Annotated in this window: 14 protein-coding genes; 10 read left to right on the forward strand and 4 right to left on the reverse strand. The window is 73.0% G+C overall.

The window, feature by feature from the left end; all coding sequences use genetic code 11:
* Positions 1-12 precede the first annotated feature (12 nt).
* Together F9278_RS35880 and F9278_RS35885 are read right to left on the reverse strand one after the other, a co-directional pair.
* Positions 13-468 (reverse strand): ferritin-like domain-containing protein, encoded by a 456-nt coding sequence (locus tag F9278_RS35880; protein WP_152172004.1) that lies wholly within the window; start codon positions 466-468, stop codon positions 13-15.
* Entirely contained in the window at positions 465-953 is a 489-nt protein-coding gene (locus tag F9278_RS35885; RefSeq protein WP_152172005.1) for a hypothetical protein, read from the reverse strand. Before F9278_RS35885 ends, F9278_RS35880 begins: the two co-directional genes overlap by 4 nt.
* Positions 954-1,187: 234 nt before the next feature.
* On the opposite strand from F9278_RS35885, the gene rimP reads away from it, so the two are divergent.
* From rimP to F9278_RS35930, 9 genes are all read left to right on the forward strand, one after another.
* The gene (gene rimP / locus F9278_RS35890; RefSeq protein WP_152172006.1) at positions 1,188-1,697 is read left to right on the forward strand and encodes a ribosome maturation factor RimP; all 510 of its coding nucleotides are present in this window, start codon (positions 1,188-1,190) and stop codon (positions 1,695-1,697) included.
* Positions 1,698-1,699: 2 nt separating this feature from the next.
* Positions 1,700-2,686, forward strand: a complete 987-nt coding sequence (gene nusA, locus F9278_RS35895) for a transcription termination factor NusA (RefSeq protein WP_152172007.1) — start codon at positions 1,700-1,702, stop codon at positions 2,684-2,686.
* Positions 2,687-2,799: 113 nt separating this feature from the next.
* Positions 2,800-3,114 (forward strand): YlxR family protein, encoded by a 315-nt coding sequence (locus F9278_RS35900; protein WP_152172008.1) that lies wholly within the window; start codon positions 2,800-2,802, stop codon positions 3,112-3,114.
* A 146-nt stretch (positions 3,115-3,260) separates the two neighbouring features.
* Complete coding sequence (infB, locus tag F9278_RS35905; protein WP_152172009.1) at positions 3,261-6,404, forward strand: translation initiation factor IF-2; 3,144 nt, start codon at positions 3,261-3,263, stop codon at positions 6,402-6,404.
* Positions 6,405-6,640: 236 nt separating this feature from the next.
* A complete protein-coding gene (locus F9278_RS35910; protein ID WP_152172010.1) occupies positions 6,641-6,934 on the forward strand; it encodes a DUF503 domain-containing protein in 294 nt (97 codons plus the stop codon).
* A gap of 72 nt (positions 6,935-7,006) precedes the next feature.
* On the forward strand, positions 7,007-7,471 hold the full coding sequence (gene rbfA, locus F9278_RS35915; RefSeq protein ID WP_152172011.1) for a 30S ribosome-binding factor RbfA: 465 nt from the start codon (positions 7,007-7,009) through the stop codon (positions 7,469-7,471).
* Positions 7,468-8,382: a tRNA pseudouridine(55) synthase TruB gene (truB, locus tag F9278_RS35920; RefSeq protein WP_152172012.1), complete on the forward strand. Its 915-nt coding sequence runs from the start codon at positions 7,468-7,470 to the stop codon at positions 8,380-8,382. The genes rbfA and truB overlap by 4 nt, the downstream gene beginning before the upstream one ends.
* 397 nt (positions 8,383-8,779) lie before the next feature.
* The gene (locus tag F9278_RS35925) at positions 8,780-12,907 is read left to right on the forward strand and encodes a trypsin-like peptidase domain-containing protein (RefSeq protein WP_152172013.1); all 4,128 of its coding nucleotides are present in this window, start codon (positions 8,780-8,782) and stop codon (positions 12,905-12,907) included.
* A gap of 135 nt (positions 12,908-13,042) precedes the next feature.
* Positions 13,043-13,996 carry a bifunctional riboflavin kinase/FAD synthetase gene (locus F9278_RS35930; RefSeq protein WP_152172014.1) on the forward strand — a complete coding sequence of 318 codons (954 nt, stop codon included), beginning with the start codon at positions 13,043-13,045 and terminating at the stop codon, positions 13,994-13,996.
* Positions 13,997-14,101: 105 nt separating this feature from the next.
* Here F9278_RS35930 and F9278_RS35935 read toward each other — a convergent pair whose 3' ends face one another.
* On the reverse strand, positions 14,102-17,305 hold the full coding sequence (locus F9278_RS35935; RefSeq protein ID WP_152172015.1) for an SCO5717 family growth-regulating ATPase: 3,204 nt from the start codon (positions 17,303-17,305) through the stop codon (positions 14,102-14,104).
* A gap of 383 nt (positions 17,306-17,688) precedes the next feature.
* Entirely contained in the window at positions 17,689-17,988 is a 300-nt protein-coding gene (locus F9278_RS35940) for a DUF397 domain-containing protein (RefSeq protein ID WP_152172016.1), read from the reverse strand.
* A 312-nt stretch (positions 17,989-18,300) separates the two neighbouring features.
* On the opposite strand from F9278_RS35940, the gene rpsO reads away from it, so the two are divergent.
* Positions 18,301-18,588: a 30S ribosomal protein S15 gene (rpsO, locus tag F9278_RS35945; RefSeq protein ID WP_030041128.1), complete on the forward strand. Its 288-nt coding sequence runs from the start codon at positions 18,301-18,303 to the stop codon at positions 18,586-18,588.
* The last annotated feature ends 256 nt before the right edge of the window (positions 18,589-18,844 follow it).

Genomic DNA, 18,844 nt, shown 5'->3' on the forward strand with positions numbered 1-18,844 from the left:
TTCGGGCCGTGATCAGGTGTGCGGTGTCGCCGACGGACCGGCGGCGGCCGTCCGCTCGGCGAGACCAGGGAAGGCTACGCTTCCGCCCCGCCACCGCACCGCCCGCACCGCCGCTTCCCGCAGCGCCTCGGCCGCCGCGGCCCGCCGGTCGCCCTCGGACGCCCGGACCAGATCCGAGTACACACCGGCCACCCGCTCCTCCAGCTCGGCGGCGAGCCGCACGGCGGAGTCGGAATCGGACACCTGGAAGGGCAGCGTGTACCCGGCCGCCGCCGCGGCGGGCTCACCGCCGAGATCCCGCACGGCCCGGCTGAGCCCGTCCCGGCGGGCCCGGTGCGCGTCGTACGCCTGCCGGGCCTCGCTCCGCCGCGCCTCGTCGATCTTCCCGCCGACGACGCCGTACCCGTACACGGCCGCGTGCTCGGCCCCGAGTGCCGCCTGTACCGCCTTCAGTTCCCCGCCGCTCACTTGGCTCCCTCCGTCAACAAGTACGCGTGCCCGGCACCCGCCGCCGCCACCGAGGCCATCAGCCGCGCCATCTCACCCGATACCTCCAGCAACGCCTTGGCCCGCCGGTCGGCGAGACGCCGCTCGGCCGTGGCCAGCTCGGCGAGGGCCGCCCCGGGGTCGTCCGGCACGGGGGAGGGGGAAGCCGAGGACGAGGGGGAGTGCGAACCGGACGGAGAGGCGCTCACCGTACGCGCGCCCGCCCCCTTCGCGCCCCCGAACGCCTTGGCATGCCGTACGACCTCCGCCCGCAGCGGTGTCAGCAGCGCGGCCAGATCCGGATGGGCGGCGATCACGAGGTCGTACCGCTCCACGAGCCCCTCGCTGTCCCGGGCCACCCGCGCGCGTGCCCGCTCCGCCTCCGACGTACCGCTCCCGCCCCCGGACCCCTCACCCCCGGAGGAGCACCCCACGAGCAGCCCCACACCGGCTGCCCCGACGAGCAAACTCCTTCTGCGCGGCCCCGACAGGGCACGCGACGACAGGCTGAACGACACAGCAGACGTCCTAGGGGGGTCGTACGAACAAAGAAGCGGTGCGATCACGGTACCTGTGAACGGGCCCCGGTCCCGATAGGGGCGCGGGCGACTCGTGGACGGCAACACCCCAGCGGAGCGGCTACCCTTTGACCTGACACGCGCCCTACCCACAACAGCACACGCGGCCGAGGAGTCACCCGGATGAGCACCACCCAGAGCGAGAGGCTGCGAGAACTGCTGGAACCGCTCGTACGCTCCCAGGGCCTCGATCTCGAAGAGATCGCAGTGGACTCGGTCGGACGCAAGCGGGTGCTGCGGGTGGTCGTCGACTCGGACGAGGGCGCGGATCTGGACACGGTCGCCGATGTGAGCCGCGCGCTCTCGGCCACGCTGGACGAGACCGACGCGATGGGCCAGGCGGAGTACACCCTCGAAGTGGGCACACCGGGCGCCGAGCGCGCCCTCACCGAGCACCGTCACTACCGCCGTGCCGTGGACCGTCTGGTGAAGTTCGCGCTCCGCGAGGACGGGGAACTGATCGCCAGAATCCTGACCGTGGACGACGAGGGCCTCGACCTCGAAGTGCCCGGCGTGAAGGGCCGCAAGCCCACCGCCCGCCGGCTCGCCTTCGACGAGATCGACAGGGCCCGCGTCCAGGTCGAGTTCAACCGCAAGGACAAGAAGGACATGACGGAAGAGGAGGAGGCGTAGCCGTGGACATCGACATGAGCGCCCTGCGGGGCTTGGTACGGGAGAAGGAGATCTCCTTCGACCTGCTCGTGGAGGCGATCGAGGCAGCCCTCCTCATCGCCTACCACCGCACCGAGGGAAGCCGCCGGCACGCGCGCGTGGAGCTCAACCGGGAGACCGGCCATGTGACCGTGTGGGCGAAGGAGGACCCCGAGGACCTGGAGGAGGGGCAGGAGCCGCGCCCGTTCGACGACACCCCGTCGGACTTCGGGCGCATCGCCGCCACCACCGCCAAACAGGTGATCCTCCAGCGCCTGCGGGACGCGGAGGACGACGCCACGCTCGGCGAGTACGCGGGGCGCGAGGGCGACATCGTCACCGGTGTGGTCCAGCAGGGCCGCGACCCGAAGAACGTGCTCGTCGACATCGGCAAGCTGGAGGCCATCCTGCCGGTGCAGGAACAGGTCCCGGGCGAGGCCTACCAGCACGGCATGCGGCTGCGCTCGTACGTCGTGCGGGTGGCGAAGGGTGTCCGCGGTCCCTCCGTGACGCTCTCGCGCACGCACCCCAATCTGGTGAAGAAGCTCTTCGCCCTGGAGGTGCCGGAGATCGCCGACGGGTCCGTCGAGATCGCCGCCATCGCGCGTGAGGCCGGTCACCGTACGAAGATCGCCGTTCGGTCGACGCGCAGCGGGCTGAACGCCAAGGGTGCCTGTATCGGCCCGATGGGCGGCCGGGTGCGCAATGTCATGGGCGAGCTGAACGGCGAGAAGATCGACATCGTCGACTGGTCGGACGACCCGGCCGAGATGGTGGCGAACGCGCTCTCCCCGGCCCGGGTCTCCAAGGTCGAGGTCGTGGACCTCGCGGCCCGCTCCGCGCGGGTCACGGTGCCCGACTACCAGCTGTCGCTGGCGATCGGCAAGGAGGGCCAGAACGCCCGCCTCGCCGCCCGCCTCACCGGCTGGCGGATCGACATCCGCCCGGACACCGAGCAGCCGTCGGAGTAGGCGGGGAATAGATCCAAGCCGCAGGTCGCTTGGATCACGTCACTTATATGCGCGGCAACTGTTCGATTCTTGCCCCAAAGGGGTGAGGGCGGCGCGGGGAGGTAGACTTAGCAGTGTCTGGCCGGACGCGTGCCCGCGCATGCCCTGAACGCACCTGTGTGGGGTGCAGGCAGCGAGCGGCCAAGACCGAACTGCTGCGGGTCGTGGCGATCGAGGGCGAATGCGCCCCCGATCCTCGCGGTACGCTGCCCGGCCGGGGTGCGTACGTACACCCCGCCCAGGTCTGTCTCGACCTGGCGGTACGCCGTCGGGCGTTCACGCGGGCGCTGCGTGCCCCGGGAGCGCTCGACACAAAGGCGTTGCGCCTCTACGTGGAGCAGACGACAGTTGCCGAGCAGGTGACGGTTGCCGAGCAGGCAACACCGTAAGACGTGTCGTACGGAACCTCCGTGCGGCCCGGTATTCCGCGAGTTGGAAGTAGGTCGAGATTGCGATGAGCACTCGATGAGCACGCGATGAGTACGCCCATGAAGTAGCGACGGTCCGGACGCACCCGGACCTAAAAAGGAGCGAAGTGGCTAAGGTCCGGGTATACGAACTCGCCAAGGAGTTCGGGGTTGAGAGCAAGGTCGTCATGGCCAAGCTCCAAGAGCTCGGTGAATTCGTCCGTTCGGCGTCCTCGACGATCGAGGCGCCCGTTGTACGCAAACTGACAGACGCCCTCCAGCAGGGCAGCGGCGGCGGCAAGCCCGCCCCCCGCAAGGCCGCCCCGGCACGTCCGGCGGCCCCCTCTCCCGCGCAGGCCGCACGTCCGGCCGCCCCGCGCCCGGGTCCGGCCGCACCGAAGCCGCCCGCCGCGGAGAAGCCCGCGGCCTCGGCCCCCGCCCCGGGCCCGCGCCCGCTGCCGGGTCCCAAGCCGCCGACGCCGAAGCCCGCTCCGGCCTCCCCGGCCCCGAGCGTGCCCGAGTTCCAGGCGCCCCCGTCGGCTCCGGCCGCCCCGTCGTCGTCCCCGCGTCCGGGCGCTCGCCCCGGCCCGGGTGCGCCGCGTCCGGGTGGCCAGCAGCGTCCCGGTGGCCCCGGTCAGGACCGCCAGGACCGTCCTGAGCGCCAGGACCGCGGCCAGTCGGCGCGTCCCGGCGGTCAGCGTCCCGGCGGTGCCGGCGCGCCCAAGCCGGGCGGTGCCCGTCCGGCCGGTCCGCGTCCGGGCAACAACCCCTTCACCTCCGGTGGCTCCACCGGCATGGGTCGCCCGCAGGGCCCCCGTCCCGGCGGCGCGCCGCGTCCCGGTGGACACGGCGGTCCGGGTGGTCCCGGTGGCGCCCAGGGCGGTCCGCGTCCCGCGTCCCCCGGCCAGGCGCCCCGTCCGCAGGGTGCCGGCGGCGGTCCCCGTCCGCAGGCTCCGGGCGGCGCCCGTCCGACCCCGGGCGGCATGCCCCGTCCGCAGGGCGGCGGTCCCCGTCCCGGCGGTGGCCCCGGTGGCCCCCGTCCGAACCCCGGCATGATGCCGCAGCGTCCGGCTGCCGGCCCCCGTCCCGGTGGCGGTGGCCCCGGCGGTCGCGGTCCCGGCGGCGGCGGCGGTGGCCGTCCCGGTGGCGGTGGCGGCGGTCGTCCCGGTGGTGGCGGCGGCTTCGCCGGTCGTCCCGGTGGCGGCGGCGGTGGCGGTTTCGCCGGTCGTCCGGGTGCTCCCGGTGGCGGTGGCGGTTTCGCCGGTCGTCCCGGTGGTCCGGGTGCCGGCGGCGGTGGCCGTCCCGGCTTCGGCGGTCGTCCCGGTGGTCCGGGTGCCCGTGGTGGCACACAGGGCGCCTTCGGCCGTCCCGGTGGTCCCGCGCGTCGCGGTCGCAAGTCGAAGCGGCAGAGGCGCCAGGAGTACGAGGCCATGCAGGCCCCGTCGGTCGGCGGCGTGATGCTGCCTCGCGGCAACGGACAGTCCGTCCGCCTGTCGCGCGGTGCCTCCCTCACCGACTTCGCGGAGAAGATCAACGCCAACCCGGCGTCGCTCGTCGCCGTGATGATGAACCTCGGCGAGATGGTCACCGCCACGCAGTCCGTCTCCGACGAGACCCTCCAGCTGCTCGCCGGCGAGATGAACTACGTCGTCGAGATCGTCAGCCCGGAGGAGGAGGACCGCGAGCTGCTCGAGTCCTTCGACATCGAGTTCGGCGAGGACGAGGGTGGCGAGGAGTTCCTCGTCGCGCGTCCGCCGGTCGTGACCGTCATGGGTCACGTCGACCACGGTAAGACCCGTCTGCTCGACACCATCCGCAAGACGAACGTCGTCGCGGGCGAGGCCGGCGGCATCACCCAGCACATCGGTGCCTACCAGGTCACGACCTCGGTCAACGACGAAGAGCGCAAGATCACCTTCATCGACACCCCGGGTCACGAGGCGTTCACCGCCATGCGTGCCCGTGGTGCGAAGTCGACCGACATCGCGATCCTGGTCGTCGCGGCCAACGACGGCGTCATGCCGCAGACGGTCGAGGCGCTCAACCACGCCAAGGCGGCCGACGTCCCGATCGTCGTCGCGGTCAACAAGATCGACGTCGAGGGTGCCGACCCGACCAAGGTGCGCGGTCAGCTGACCGAGTACGGCCTGGTGGCCGAGGAGTACGGCGGCGACACCATGTTCGTCGACATCTCCGCCAAGCAGGGCCTCAACATCGAGAGCCTGCTGGAGGCCGTGGTCCTCACCGCGGACGCCTCGCTCGACCTGCGGGCCAACCCGGAGCAGGACGCGCAGGGCATCGCGATCGAGTCCCACCTCGACCGCGGTCGCGGTGCCGTCTCGACGGTCCTGGTCCAGCGCGGCACGCTGCGCATCGGCGACACGATGGTGGTCGGCGACGCGTACGGCCGTGTCCGGGCGATGCTCGACGACAACGGCAACAACGTCGAGGAAGCGGGTCCCTCGACCCCCGTCCTGGTCCTGGGTCTCACGAACGTCCCGGGCGCCGGCGACAACTTCCTGGTCGTCGACGAGGACCGTACGGCCCGTCAGATCGCCGAGAAGCGGGCGGCGCGCGAGCGCAACGCCAACTTCGCCAGGCGTGGCGTCCGGTTCTCCCTGGAGAACCTGGACGAGGCGCTCAAGGCCGGTCTGGTGCAGGAACTCAACCTCATCATCAAGGGCGACGCGTCCGGTTCGGTGGAGGCCCTCGAGTCCTCGCTGCTCCAGCTCGACGTCGGCGAAGAGGTCGACATCCGCGTCCTGCACCGCGGCGTCGGTGCGGTCACGGAGTCCGACATCGACCTGGCGATGGGCTCCGACGCCATCGTGATCGGCTTCAATGTCCGTGCGGCCGGCCGTGCCGCGCAGATGGCCGAGCGCGAGGGCGTGGACGTCCGGTACTACTCGGTGATCTACCAGGCCATCGAGGAGATCGAGGCGGCCCTCAAGGGCATGCTCAAGCCGGAGTACGAGGAGGTCGAGCTCGGCACGGCGGAGATCCGCGAGGTCTTCAAGTCGTCCAAGCTGGGCAACATCGCCGGTGTCCTGGTCCGCTCGGGCGAGGTCAAGCGCAACACCAAGGCGCGCCTCGTCCGCGACGGCAAGGTCATCGCGGAGAACCTCACCATCTCCGGTCTGCGTCGCTTCAAGGACGACGTCACCGAGATCCGCGAAGGCTTCGAGGGTGGTATCAACCTCGGAAACTTCAACGACATCAAGGTCGACGACGTCATCGCGACGTACGAGATGCGCGAGAAGCCGCGGGCGTAAGCCGGTGGTTCATGCCGGCCGGGGGTGCCATTCGGTACCCCCGGCCGGTGTGGCCGTTCCTGGGAGCTTCGCCCCCAGACCCCCTTCGCGCAGTTCCCCGCGCCCCTGAAGGTCTGGGCCCGGGGGCGAGTAAATCCCGTCGAGCCCCCACCGGGTTCGATGTACGGTTCTGATGTTGCCGCCCGGCCTACGGGTGGGCCATCGATCCCGTACCGGCGGGTGAACCGGACACACACATGTACGTGGGGACTCTGTCCTTCGATCTCCTGCTCGGCGACGTACGGTCGCTGAAGGAGAAGCGCTCCGTCGTCCGCCCGATCGTGGCCGAGCTCCACCGCAAGTTCGCGGTGAGCGTGGCGGAGGTCGACCATATGGATCTGCACCGCCGGGCCGTGATCGGGCTGGCGGTGGTCTCCGGTGACACGGGGCATCTGACCGACGTACTGGACCGGTGCGAGCGACTGGTCGCCGCGCGGCCCGAGGTCGAACTCCTCTCGGTCAGACGGCGGCTGCACGGCGACGACGACTGACCGGTCGCGGAGCCGAAGAGCAGCACAATTCAGGAAACAGCAGTAACGCGGAACGAGCTAGGAGACGGACCAGTGGCCGACAACGCGCGCGCCAAGAGGCTGGCGGACCTCATCCGAGAGGTGGTGGCCCAGAAGCTGTTGCGTGGGATCAAGGACCCGCGGCTCGGCTCACACGTCACCATCACGGACACCCGGGTGACCGGGGACCTGCGGGAGGCGACCGTCTTCTACACGGTCTACGGGGACGACGAGGAGCGGGCGGCAGCCGCCGCGGGGCTGGAGAGCGCCAAGGGCATCCTCCGTTCCGAGGTCGGACGCGCCGCACAGGTGAAGTTCACCCCGACCCTCACCTTCGTGGCCGACGCCCTCCCGGACACCGCCAAGACCATCGACGACCTGCTCGACAAGGCGCGGGCCTCGGACGCCCAGGTGCGCGAGAGCGCGTCGGGCGCCAAGTACGCCGGTGAGGCCGACCCGTACCGCAAGCCGGGCGAAGACGCCGATGACGACGCCGATGAGGATGCCGCCGCCGAATGACCGAGCAGCGCCGGAAGAACACCACGCCCGACGGCCTTGTCATCGTCGACAAGCCGTCGGGCTTCACTTCGCACGATGTCGTCGCCAAGATGCGGGGCATCGCCCGGACCCGACGGGTCGGGCACGCGGGAACGCTCGACCCGATGGCCACCGGAGTGCTCGTCCTGGGGGTGGAGAGGGCCACCAAGCTGCTCGGTCACCTCGCGCTCACCGAGAAGGAGTACCTGGGGACCGTCCGGCTCGGGCAGACGACGGTCACCGACGACGCCGAGGGCGAGATCACGGCGTCGGTCGACGCGTCGAAGGTCACCCGGGACGCCGTCGACGCCGGTGTGGCCGAGCTGACCGGCCGGATCATGCAGGTGCCGTCCAAGGTCAGCGCCATCAAGATCGACGGCGTGCGGTCCTACAAACGGGCCCGGGACGGCGAGGACTTCGAGATTCCCGCCCGGCCCGTCACCATCTCCTCCTTCGCGGTGTACGACGTCCGGGACGCCGTCGCCGAGGACGGCACCCCCGTCCTCGACCTGGTGGTGTCGGTGGTGTGCTCCTCCGGGACGTACATCCGCGCCCTCGCCCGCGACCTGGGCGCCGGCCTGGGCGTCGGCGGCCACCTCACGGCGCTGCGCCGCACACGCGTGGGCCCGTACAAGCTGGACTCCGCCCGCACCCTGGACCAGCTCCAGGAGGAGCTGACCGTGATGCCGGTCGCCGAGGCCGCCACGGCCGCGTTCCCCCGCTGGGACGTGGACGACAAGCGCGCCCGACTCCTGCTGAACGGCGTCCGCCTGGAGATGCCCGAGGAGTACACGGACCGCGGCGCCGTCGCCGTCTTCGACCCCACCGGCCGCTTCCTGGCCCTGGTGGAGAGCCAGAAGGGCAAGGCGAAGAGCCTGGCGGTCTTCGGCTAGAGCCGGGGGACTTCGGCGCTGAGGAGCAGGGGCGCAGCCCCGCGCTCTTCAGGGGCGCGGGGCGGTCACACTATGCGGCTCCGCCGCGTGGGCGCGAGCAACCACGACTCACCCGCACCCGCCGCGCAACCTGTCCTCCCGAGCCATGAGGCGCCCAACCGCTCAACCCGGCGGAGCGTGGAGCGGCGGTCACGGGGTCACTGTTCCCGCCGCTCCACGGTCCCCCCTCGGTTCCCCCACCCAGAGGTGTATCCATCTCCCTACGGCTATTCACCCCTTCGTGCAGGCGCTCGGAGTGAACCGAGGGAGCGGAAGGGGGCGCGTTCGCCGCGAGATCTGTTCCGCTGATCTTCACGTGCCTACCGTCGGAACACAGGTACGACGGGGAGGTCAGGACATGGCGGTACGGGGCCGTCGGGCAACCGACGACGGCCGCCGGGCGGCGCGGGACGAAGTCCTGGTGCGGGTCGGCGATCTGGCGGGACGACCACGCGGCACGGGCTTCGTGGCCGATCATCAGGGCACCGTCGTGACCAGTCACGAGGCGGTGGACGGGCTGGCCCGGATCGTGGTGCGCGCCACCGGCGACCGCGTCTGCGTGGTGACCTCCGACGCGGTGACCCCGCTGCCCGCCCTCGATCTCGCGCTCATCCGCACCGAGGGGCTCTGCGTGGACCCGCTGCCCTTCGCCCTGCGGGACGACGTCGACACGGGCGCCTACGTCCGTATCGCGGCCGGCGGCTGGCGCGAGGCACGGGTGCTGGGCACGGCGGACGTCACCTACACGGCGACCGACGGCTTCCATCTGCTGCGCGGCGCCCTGGAGTTGGCGATCGGCACGGCCGGGAGCGAGGCGCTGCGGCTGGGCGGGGGCGCGGCCGGCGGACCGGTCCTCGACGCGACCACCGGTGCCGTCGTGGGCGTGCTCGGCACGGCGCTGGAGGCCCAGCACCGGGCCACCGGTTTCGCCGTACCCCTGCGCGGATGGCGGGCCGAACGGCCGCTGGCCGAGCTGCTCGCGCGCAACGCGGCGACGGTGGGGGCGTACGGGGCCGATCTGAACCTGGCCGGGGTGCTGGAGCTGACGGCCACCACCGTCGGGTCGGACGGGCCGGAGGCGGGCGCCGGAGCCGTCGCGGCGACCGGGGCGCCCGCCCCCGTCGAACGGGTCGCTGTCGTCGGCGAGTTCACCGCTTTCGCCGAAGGCCCGTCGACGGTCCTCGGCCTCGTCGGCCCACCCGGCAGCGGCCGTACGACAGAGCTGGCCGCCCTCGCCGCCCGGCGCGGCCGGGGCCCCGAACCGGCCCCCACCCTCTGGCTCCGCGGCGCCGACCTCCTCTCCGACGACGCCTCCGTCGCGGACGCGGCCCGCCGCGCGCTGGAACGGGCGGGGCGGATCGTGGCGGCGTCGTCGGTGCCGGCGGCCGGGGCCGAGGAGAGCGGGGCATCGGGCTCGTCAGGCTCATCGGGCTCATCGGGGGCCGGCGGATCCAGCGGCTGCGGTGGCGCCGCCGGGTCCGCCGCGTCGGGCGGATGGGCCGCCTCGGACTTCTCCGCCGCCTTCGCCGCGTCCGGGGGCTGGGACGCGGCGGGCGGTGCCGACGACGCGGCAGGGGCGCGGGCCGGAGTGGGGCGGCCGTGGCTGCCCGGCCGCTACGAGGGCGAGTTGGGGGACATCCGGCCGGAGCGGCTCGCACGGCTCGCGGGGGCGGCGGGGCGGCCCCTGCTGCTGCTTCTCGACGGGCCCGAGGAGATGCCGCCGAAACTCGCGCACCGGCTGGCCGAGTGGACCGCCGGGACGGCCGAGTGGCTGCGGGAGAACGGGGCGCGGCTGGTGGTGGCCTGCCGTGCCGAGTACTGGGAGCGGGCCGGGGCGCGGTTCCCGGCCGAGCTGCTGTACGGGGAGGCGTCCGGCGAGGAGGGGCAGACGCTGCCCGCCTGCGTACGGCTCGGGGACCTGACGGAGAGCGAGGCCCGGCGGGCCCGGCTGCGGTACGGCATCCCTGAGGACGCGCTCGCCGGGACCGACGCCCGGCATCCGCTCACCCTGCGGCTCCTGTCCGAGGTACGGGCGGCGCTGCCGGAGCCCCCGGCCGGGCGGCCCGGCGAGGATGGCGCCTCCGCCGGACCGCGTGACGGGGGCGGGGACCGGGGCGCGGATCGGGGCGGTCGGCCGGGCGCGGGAGGATGCGGGTACGGCCGGGCGGAGGCCTCCTCGGGCGTCGGCACGCCGCTCTTCGGTGAGCGTGTCGACGCGGGCGGCGCCCGCCCGTCCGATCCTGCGGCACCCTCCTCGGCCACGGGGCCGTCCTCCCGCGGCTCGACCCCGCCCCCCTACGGCCCGCCCGCGTCCTCCAACCCTTCAGGGCGCCCGGACCGGGACGAGGTGCTGGCCGCCTATCTGGATCTGATGTGTCTGCGGGTCGCCGTGCGGCTGGCCGTGGGGAACGGAGTGCGGGGGACGGCCGTGCGACGGCTCGCGGCGCAGGTCTCCGGGCAGGTGCACGAGGCGGCCCGGCGATGTCTGGGCCCCGGACAGGGGGAGCTGGACCGGGCGGCGTTCGAGGCCGTGTTCCCCTGGGGGCCGGTGTCCGGGCGGCGGCTCGGCGGCACCACCGGCTGGGCCTCGGCCGTGCTCACCGAAGGCCTGCTCGTCCCGGCCGGTGACGGCTACCGCTTCGCCCACGAGGAGCTGGCCGACTGGATCCAGGGCGCCCACCTGGACCTCGACGCGGCCCTGCACGCGCTGGTGCACCGGGGCTGGGTCGCCCAGGCCGAGACACGGCGCGGCTGGGGGACCATGCCGTCCGAGGCCCGGGTCCGCAGGCAGGCCCGCCGGGCCACCCGCAACCTCCCCGTCCCCCGCCACCGCATCGGCCCCGTCGTCCACGCCCTGCTCCTCCTCGGCCGCCAGCAGGGGCCCACCGAACTCGCGGGCCGCCTGGAGGAGTTGCTCGACGCCCTGGACGCACTGCTGCCACCCGGCGGCCCGGCCCCCGACGACCCGACCTGGTGGGCCACCCGCCTCCTGGGCGAGGTCCTGCTCCGGGTGCCCGACGCGACGCCGTACACCAGGGTGCTGCGCTTCCTCACCGAGCGGATCGGGGCCTGGCGGGCCCAGGGCCGGGGCGTACCGGGGGAGTTCGGGCCGGACTTCTGGGCAGCGCTGCCGCTGCCCGAGGCGGAACGGTTCGACCTGCTGCGACGCCTCGTCGTGGCCGACCCGCCCACCGGCGAAGGGTCCCGCTATCTGGACGTGGTCTCCCGGCTCCTCGCGGCCGACCCCACCGGCGTACAGCCGCTGCTCACCCGCTGGTTCCCCGACGACACCCCGCTGGTCTCGACCCCGGACGCCACCGTGGCGACGGCCGCGCAGGCGCTGCTGCACACCCGTCGCCGGTGCGCCCTGGACGACCTGATCGAGGCGCTGGTCGACAGCGCGCACCGGCGCGGCGACGAGCTGCTCGCCGTCCTGTCCGAGGAGGAGCCCTCGGCGGTGTGCCGGGCCGTCGACCGATGGGCGCACGACGAGCGCCCGGCGCGCCGGGTCGCGGGGCTCGCGTACGCGCTGCGGACCGCTCCGCACGTACGCGCGGAGGCCGACCGGGAGCTCCTCCGCTACGCCGCGCTCGCCCTGCTGGGCCGCCCCGCCGACGTCACCCTGCACAGCGGCGCCCTCGCCCTGCTCGTCCGGGATCCGCGGACCAGGTCGCGCCATCTGCCGCAGGCACTGGAACGCTTCGCGGCCGGTGATCCGCAGTTGCCCGCGAGCGCCCTGGTCACCGCGCTCGCCACCGACCCGGACCCGGTCCTGGACGCCTTCCGCGCCCGGTTGCGCACCCCGGGCCCCGAGGGCTCCGACGGGGAGGCCCTGCGCACGCTCGCCGAGGTCACCACCCCCGGCCTCGCGCGCCGCGTCACCCTCCTCGTCCGCGAGATCGTCGATTTGCGCCCCGAGGTCGCCGGGCAGGTCGCCGCGTACGTCGACCGCAGGCTGGAGCACGGTCCGGGCACCCGCGCCGTACTGTTCCCGCTGGTCAGCGGCCTCATCGTCGACGGCCCCGTACAGGTCCGCGCGGCCCTCGCGGCGGTCTTCGCCGAGCCGGGCACCCAGGCCTCCGGCCCGCTGCGGCGTGAACTGCTCGACCTGCTGATGGCGACCGAGCGCGACCCGTCCGTCCTCGACGCGCTGCTGCGGGCCGCCGCCGCGCGCGGGGCCGAGGCGGGCGCGGAGGGAGCGGCGGACGGGTCGGGTGACATCGGGGACACCCGGGCGCTGGTCCATCGGGTCGGGATGCTGCTCGTCCGTACGCCCGAAGGGGCGACCCGTTTCGACTGGGCGCTCGTCGACCTGGCCCGCCATGTGCCCGGTTTCGCGGGACGGGTGGCCGGCTGGCTCAACGGCACGCCCCAGGAGTGGGCGGCGGTGGTCGGGCCGAGCACCCGCCGAATGATCGAGAACCTGGCGGGCGTACAAGGCGTACAGGGCGTGAGAGAGGCCCCCGGGGTACGGGTGTCCGCGTGAGAAAGCGGCGACTTTCCGTGCTCCGGGTCACAGGCCGGATGCCGATGCGGGCCGAGGCCACCGGGCATGGCACCCTAGGGGGTGCTCAAGGGTCAGGCGTCAATACGGACACGGGTTCGATGAGGAGCGGTCACAGTGCAGCGCTGGCGTGGCTTGGAGGACATCCCCGAGGACTGGGGGCGCAGCGTCGTCACCATCGGTTCCTACGACGGGGTGCACCGAGGGCACCAGCTGATCCTCCGGCACGCCGTGGAGCGCGCGCGTGAGCTGGGCGTTCCCTCCGTCGCCGTCACCTTCGACCCGCACCCCAGCGAGGTCGTGCGCCCCGGCACCCATCCGCCGCTGCTCGCCCCGCACCACCGCCGCGCCGAACTGATGGCCGAGCAGGGCGTGGACGCGGTCCTGGTGCTGCCCTTCACGACCGAGTTCTCCCGGCTGTCCCCGGCCGACTTCGTCGTCAAGGTCCTGGTCGACAAGCTGCACGCCAAGGCCGTCGTCGAGGGCCCCAACTTCCGCTTCGGCCACAAGGCCACCGGGGACGTGGCGTTCCTGGCCGAGCAGGGCAAGACGTACGACTTCGACGTCGAGGTCGTCGACCTGTTCGTCACCGGCGAGGCGGGCGGCGGACAGCCGTTCTCCTCCACGCTGACCCGGCGGCTGGTCACCGAGGGCGATGTCGAGGGCGCGCGCGAGATCCTCGGCCGCCCCCACCGCGTCGAGGGCGTCGTCGTACGCGGCGCCCAGCGCGGGCGCGAACTGGGCTTCCCGACGGCCAACGTCGAGACCCTCCCGCACACCGCGATCCCCGCCGACGGCGTCTACGCCGGCTGGTTGCACGTCGACGGCGAGGCCATGCCCGCCGCGATCTCCGTCGGCACGAACCCGCAGTTCGACGGCACCGAGCGCACGGTCGAGGCGTACGCCATCGACCGCGTCGGCCTCGACCTCTACGGCCTCCATGTCGCCGTCGACTTCCTCGCGTTCGTGCGCGGCCAGGCGAAGTTCGACTCCCTCGACGCGCTGCTCGTGGCGATGGGCGAGGACGTGAAGAGGTGCCGGGAGCTGATCGGCGCGTACGCGGGGGAGTAGTCCCCGAGGCCATGCGCTGTGCCTGACGCACGGCTGAGGGCCCGTACCGTTCAAGGATCTTGAACGGTACGGGCCCTCAGCCGTCTCGTGTCTCGCCCTCCGGCGCTACTGCTGCGGCGGTGCCGGCGGGTAGGGCTGCCGGCCCTGTTGCGGCGGGTACGGCTGGCCCGGGGCGGGCTGGCCGGGGTGGCCGTAGGGTCCCGGAGCCTGGCCGGGGGCCGGCTGACCCGGATAGGGCTGGGGCTGGCCGGGATACGGCTGCTGGCCCTGCTGCGGCGGGTACGGCTGCCCCTGTTGCTGCTGCGGCGGATAGGGCTGGCCCGGCATCTGCTGTCCCGGCATCGGCGGGGCGACCACCGGCGGCGGGTTGCCGTCCGAGGTCCACAGGCCGTGCGACTGCTGATGGCGGGCGATGTCCTCGGCGACCATCGCGGCGAGCGTGAAGTACGCCTCCCGCACCTTCGGCCGCATCATGTCGAGGTCCAACTCGGCGCCGGCGGAAAGGTGTTCGTCGAAGGGGATGACGACGACACCGCGGCAGCGCGTCTCGAAGTGGGAGACGATGTCCTCCACCTTGATCATCTTGCCGGTCTCGCGCACCCCCGAGATGACCGTGAGCGAACGTGCCACCAGGTCCTGATAACCGTGCGCGGAGAGCCAGTCCAGCGTCGTACTGGCGCTGCTCGCCCCGTCCACGGACGGCGTCGAGATGATGATGAGCTGGTCGGCGAGGTCGAGCACCCCGCGCATGGCGCTGTAGAGCAGCCCGGTTCCCGAGTCGGTGAGGATGATCGGGTACTGCTTGCCGAGGATGTCGATCGCGCGCCGGTAGTCCTCGTCGTTGAACGTCGTGGAGACGGCCGGGTCGACGTCGTTGGCGATGATCTCCAGCCCGGAGGCCGCCTGCGAGGTGAACCGCCGGATGTCCATGTACGAGTTGAGGTACGGGATCGCCTGGACGAGGTCACGGATGGTCGCCCCGGTCTCGCGCCGCACGCGACGGCCGAGTGTGCCGGCGTCCGGGTTGGCGTCGATCGCGAGGATCTTGTCCTGCCGCTCGGTGGCGAGCGTCGAGCCGAGCGCGGTGGTGGTCGTGGTCTTGCCCACGCCGCCCTTGAGGCTGATGACCGCGATGCGGTAGCAGGACAGCACCGGCGTCCTGATCAGCTCCAACTTCCGCTGCCGCTCGGCCTCCTCCTTCTTCCCGCCCAGCTTGAACCGGCTACCTCCCGACGCCGGACGGCTGCTCCTCGTCTTCTGCTTCTTGCTGTTGAGCAGCCGGTCGGAGGACAGCTCGACCGCCGCGGTGTAACCGAGCGGCGCCACACCGGGATTGGTGGGCTGCCGCTGATCGTGCTGCACGGGCTGGGGCCAGGCGGCGCCGGTACGGGGGTCGACGGGGGCGTTGGGCGCGGACGGCGCGGACGGCGCGGAGGGCGCGGAGGGGTGGGGGTGACCGGCGTGGCCCGGCTGACCCGGGTGCTCCGGTTGTCCGGGCTGAGCGGGGGGTTGAGGGAAGCCGTAGCCGGCCTGGGGGGCGGGAGCACCCGGGGTGTTGGGCTGGCCGGGGTGCTCCGGCTGTCCCGGCTGCGCCGGCTGGGCGGGGGGCTGGGGGAAGCCGTAGCCGCCCTGCTGGGGGATGGGTGCCTGCGGGGGTACGGGTGCGCCGGGGGGCGGGAAACCGTAACCGGGGGTGGGGGCGGCGGGCTGACCGGGCTGTCCCGGCTGCGCCGGCTGGGCGGGGGGCTGGGGGAAGCCGTAGCCGCCCTGCTGGGGGATGGGTGCCTGCGGGGGTACCGGTGCGCCCGGGGGCGGGAAGCCGTAACCGGCGGGGGAGGGGGCGTTGGGAACCTGCGGGGGCGTCGGCTGCTGGCCGGGCGGGGGCGTCGGGCCCGGGGCGACCGGCGCACCGGGGGCGGCAGGCGGGACCGGGGCGTTGGGCACGCCCGGTGTACCCGGCGTGGCGTCGATCGGGTTGCCCCAGCCCGCGGGCGCGCCCTGCGGGGCCTGCGGGTGGAAGGGCTGGTGCGGAGGCACGGACGGCTCCCCCTGCGGGGCCGTCGGCTGCTGGCCGGGCGTCTCGGGATACACCGGCGCGGACGGCGGCCACTGCGCTCCCGGAGCAGGTCCAGCCGCCTCGGCCAACTGGAACGCGGGCGGCAACGGCGGAAGCCCACCCTGCGGATTCGGCACCGGCGGCGTCCAGGAGGGAGGGGTCTGCGGTACGTCACCGGGGGCGCCCGGAGCGGGTACGGCGGGCTCCGCGGTGCCGGAACTCGTGTCCTGGGGGGCGGAGTCCTGAGGAGGAGCGGCGTCCTGGGGGACGGCGCCTTGCGGGACGGCGCCCTGGACAGCCGGGTCCTGGGCAGGCGGGTCCTGCGGAGCCGGAGCCGCCGCAACGATGTCCTGCGGGGCGGCATCCGCCGGCTCGACCCCTTCGGAGACCCCTTCCGGCTTCGCGTCGCCGCCGGGGTGCACGCCTGCGTCGGCCGAGGCCTCGCCGGGCTGCTCCCCTTCGGCGGCAGCACCACCGTCGCCCCCCTGACCGCTGGCCTCCTGACCATCACCGGAGGGGACCACCTCGCCAGGCTGCACGACATCGGCATCACCGGAACCGGAACCGGAACCGGAGTCGGAACCGGCACCGGAGTCGGCGTCCGACCCCGACGCCCCCTCCGCCACCTGAGGCGCGTTCAACTCGAAGTCACCGGAGCCCACTTCACCACCGGAAGCGGCACCCGCGACCACACCGGTGTCCGGCACCGCCCCCGCAGGCGAACCCGCACCGACAGACGGGGCTGCAGCCGGAGCGGCAGCCGGAGGAGCCACCGGACCGGCAGGCGCGGCAGTGTCCCCGATCTCACGCTTCAGCGCGGCAGCGGAGATCCGCATGGTCGCGCCACTGTCGACGTCCCCACTGTCGCCGTCGGCCTGGGGCGCGGCGGCCACCGGGGGCCAGGGAGGCGGAACCGCGCCCGGCGCCACGGCGGGCGCGCCCGGCGCACCGGCGGGAGGACCGACCGGCGGAGCCGCCGGAGGCACTGGCGGCGGCACCGGCGGCCCGGCGACCGGAGGAACCGCCCCCGCCCCCGTACTCGCCCCCGCGTCGGCACCGGCACCCGCAGCCGCACCAGGTTCCGAGCCAGGTTCCGAACCGGCCCCTGCCGACGACGCGTTCTGCGTGTACCAGGCAGGCGGCGCGTAGTCGATGGTGAACTCGCCCGTCGTCTCGATGGCGGACTCCGCGTCGGACTGGTCATCGCCGGGTGTGGCCCAGCCCCCGCGGATCCCGTCCGGATCGCTGTTCACAATTCCTCCTGGTGTGGTCGAGCACCCTCAAAGCCGTGCCGGGGCCGACCGTTCTGGTCGTACGAGCCGTGTCGTCGTGACGTCGTTGATGCGCGCCCCCGGTCCCAGCCTAATCACCGCAAGCACGACGACGGCAGGCCCGTCCACCCCTCCGCTCCCGCCCGCTCCGTCACACCCGCCCGGATAGCGACCGGCTCCGCGCCCGCGACAGCGGCCCGAGCAGCCAAGGGACATGAAGGCAGCCGCATCGCCACGGCGCGGACACGACGATGCCCTGACACCGGACACGACGATGCCCTCGCCGTGGGCTCCGCCACCCGCGAGGGCATCGTCGTGTCCGAAGGACTCAGTTGTTCATGTACTCGTCGTCCGCCGTACCGACGTCACTGCGCGACGTCCAGCCCCCCGTTGTGCGGAGCCGGCTCCAGATCGAACTCCCCGTCCCGCGCGCCCAGGACGAAGGCCCGCCACTCCGCCTCCGTGTAGCGGAGCACGGTGTCGGGGTCGAGGGACGAGCGCATCGCGACCGCGCCCTCGGGGAGGTACGCGATCTCGACCCGTTCCTCGTGTTCCTCCGTGCCCGGTGCGCTGTGCCACTCGACGCCCGAGATGTCGAGCGCGTAGAGCTCATCCTTCTCCCGCTCCTTGCGTGCCTTGCGTTCTTTGTCCTCGGCCTCGGCCATGACGGCTTCGATCCTTCCTCCGCGCCAACGCACTGTGCGGTCACCCTACTTGCTGCCGTTCCCGCTGCTCAGGGGTTCGCCCAAGGACGACCGTGACGAGGGGTGGTCGCTCCGTCACAGCAGGCGGGGCGGCATGAGCGGTCCTGTCGCACTGGTAACCTGTCTCCTGGCCGTCTGTGTTCGCACCCGGGGCTCCTTCGCGGACCCCGGAGACCGCGCCGACGGATCCCGGCCACCCGAGTCACGTAAGCCCCCCTGAGAAGAAGACCAGGGGCACTCGGTGGCACCGAAGAGACTCATGAGGAGTATCGCGTGTCGCTCGACGCCGCTACGAAGAAGCAGATCATCAGCGAGTTCGGTACCAAGGAGGGCGACACCGGCTCCCCCGAGGTGCAGGTCGCGATGCTCTCCCGCCGTATCTCTGACCTGACCGAGCACCTCAAGACCCACAAGCACGACCACCACTCCCGCCGTGGTCTGCTGATCCTGGTCGGTCAGCGTCGCCGTCTGCTGCAGTACCTGGCCAAGAAGGACATCCAGCGCTTCCGTGCGCTGGTCGACCGCCTCGGCATCCGTCGCGGTGCGGCGGGCGCCAAGTAAGACGCCGTGAGGGGAGCGGTTCCCGGGAAAGGGGGACCGCTCCTTTTGTTGTAGGTACGTGCGGAAACGTGCGGAGTGTCACCACCCCTTTGTAGTGTGGTAGCACAACGCAATACGCACGACACGGTGTGAGGGCGCCCGGACACGGACGACCGCACGCGAAACGAAGGCACCACGCACGAGGAGAAGCGCACCTCGCCGCCGCCGGTCCTCGGTAGTGGCCCCCGGGGGATTGCGAACCCCGAGGGCTTCGATC

This window comes from Streptomyces phaeolivaceus (genome assembly GCF_009184865.1).
Lineage (GTDB): Bacteria > Actinomycetota > Actinomycetes > Streptomycetales > Streptomycetaceae > Streptomyces > Streptomyces phaeolivaceus.